Below are 2,336 nucleotides of genomic sequence, written 5' to 3'. Positions count from 1 at the left end.
AATCCAACCTGACAACTGGCTGACAGCCGTTTCGGGTGCTGCCGGCCAAGCCGGCGAGTTGGGGCGCTTCTGATGGTGGAGGAAAAGAGCGCGGCGATGATTTTGGCCCAGATTGTGCAGCGGTAGGAAAAATCCTATTAAGGCGCACGGCTGGCGGGGGTCGCCGTGATTTGGCTCATGCGAACAGGATCGCGCTTCCGCGCGAAACACTATGACAAAGCAAACCGTTAAGACCCTTCGTAAGGCTGCGACCGCAGTCCTGCTTCTTGCGCTCGGCTTCTACTTCATCCCGATCCTGACGACGATCCTCATCGTCTGCGGCCTGATCGACATCATGCGCAATGACGAGAAGAACTGGAAGCTGTTCGACCGCTATTTCCTCGGCAACGGCCTGTTCACCTGGCTGCTTTCACCGTTCAACCTGATTGTGGACCTTCTCTGCTACAGGAACCACGGCGTCTGGAAGCTTGACCAGTTTCCTGAAGACTACCAGCGTGAGATCAACGAGGTTCTGGGCGTCTTCAAGTCGCGCAAGGACGAGATCATCGCCGACATCGACGCCAATTTCGGCACCGGCCGGCGCGGCATGTATGTCTATCAGTGGTACGGCAAGCACAAGATCGACAACGTTCCCGAATTCAACAAGGACTTCAAATACATCAAGACAATTGCCGTCTCGGTCTTCAGCGGCCGTGAATCGACCTCCTGGCATTTCGGGCCGCTCCGGCTCAGCCTGCGCATCCTCTACAATCTGATCCCGGTGAAGGCCGAGATCTTCGTCCAGTGCGGCAGCAAGAAGAACTACTGGTACGACAATCCGCTGTTCATCTTCGACGACACGCTCTTCCACCGCTCGGTCAATGAATATGACGGACGCCGCTATTGCGTCTTCGTCGATATCGTCCGCCCGTCTCCGTTCCCCGGCCTGATCGCGGGCATGCTTGCTGTCGTCTCGGTCAGCGTCGAGCGCATCAATTCCGTCTTCTACAAGAACTGGAAGATGATCGGCTCGTCCAAGCCCAAGAAGGCCGCCGCCAACTGACCCGAGGCGGAACCGCAGGGTTCGAGCATCCTGGCCCGTCTTAAACCAACGTCCTATGGCGCCGATGGGAGGCGACCTTTAGAACTCCGGAGCAATTCCAGGGAAAATGCGCAGCGATTTTCCCTGGAATTGCGCAAAATCAAAAACCTGTTGCGGTCGGCGACTATATTGAAACTGAGCCGCTCCGGGTGTCGGATATGTTCTTGCGAACATGACGACGGAGCAGAGGGAGGTTCTGCTCGCCGGGAGGACTAGGTTGATCGGACGGCAAACAGCCGTGCACGCGGATTTGGTCCAGGCCTCGATCGCGAAAAGCGACGCGGCCCATTCGGCGTTGGTCGCCTCGTGGCGACGTTCCCTCCATTTGCATGGTCTCGACCCGGCCGAGCGCAAGGCGCCCAGACGGCTGACCGAAGGCGAACTGAGGCAGGCCAGGCAGCGCACGGAGCGACTCGTCCGAGCCGCCGAAGGGAGCCTCAATCGGCTTTACCTCGCCGTCGGCGGTGTCGGCTGCTGCGTGATGCTGGCTGACCGCGACGGCATTCCCCTGGAGCGCAGGGGCGCCGTTGCCGATGACGAGACCTTCGACGAATGGGGCCTGTGGACCGGCACGGTCTGGAGCGAGGAGAGCGAAGGCACCAACGGGATCGGCACCTGCATCGCAGACCAACGGGCGCTCACCATCCATCGCGACCAGCATTTCTTTTCGCGCAACACCTTGCTCAGTTGCACGACCGCGCCGGTCTATGATCACGAAGGCAATCTGGCGGCTGCGCTCGACGTGTCCTCCTGCCGGTCGGATCTGACGGAGGGTTTCGTCCAGCTCATCGCCGTCGCCGTGGGGGATGCCGCGCGCCGCATCGAGGCCGAGAATTTCCGCATGGTGTTTTCCGGCGCCCGCATTCTGTTGGCCCCTGCCGCTGAGCGTACCGCCGGCGCGCTCATCGCGGTCGATTCGGACGATCTGGTGATCGGCGCGACGCGCAACGCGCGGCTTGCGCTTGGCATAACGCGCGAAGCCCTGGCCAAGGGGCTGTTGGCAGCAGACGTCCTCGGCGATGCGCCAGGCGCGAGGGAAGACCTCGACGATGCCGAGCGCGGCGTGCTCCAGCGGGCGCTGGCTCGCGCCGGCGGCAATGTCTCGGCGGCGGCGCAAAGCCTAGGTATTTCGCGCGCGACGCTGCATCGCAAGCTCGCCCGTTTCGCTATCCGCCGTCCGCATTGATTTCACGGCCCTGACCTGTCGCAGTTCTGCGACACTCGGCGGCCGCGATCGTCCCGCCCCGGGCTGACA

The 2,336-nt window shown here is 61.6% G+C and carries 2 protein-coding genes; both read left to right on the top strand.

Annotated features, from left to right (window positions below):
- The first annotated feature begins 211 nt into the window (after nucleotides 1–211).
- Nucleotides 212–1,042 carry an aspartyl/asparaginyl beta-hydroxylase domain-containing protein gene (locus tag EOA38_RS33985; RefSeq protein WP_126094096.1) on the top strand — a complete coding sequence of 277 codons (831 nt, stop codon included), beginning with the start codon at nucleotides 212–214 and terminating at the stop codon, nucleotides 1,040–1,042.
- 277 nt (nucleotides 1,043–1,319) lie between these two features.
- Nucleotides 1,320–2,267 (top strand): helix-turn-helix domain-containing protein, encoded by a 948-nt coding sequence (locus EOA38_RS33980; protein WP_245464685.1) that lies wholly within the window; start codon nucleotides 1,320–1,322, stop codon nucleotides 2,265–2,267.
- The last annotated feature ends 69 nt before the right edge of the window (nucleotides 2,268–2,336 follow it).

The organism is Mesorhizobium sp. M1E.F.Ca.ET.041.01.1.1 (assembly GCF_003997355.1).
In the GTDB taxonomy this organism is placed as follows: domain Bacteria; phylum Pseudomonadota; class Alphaproteobacteria; order Rhizobiales; family Rhizobiaceae; genus Mesorhizobium.
The sequence above is the reverse complement of the archived record's forward strand: the minus strand, read 5'-3'. Positions and strand labels throughout refer to the sequence as shown.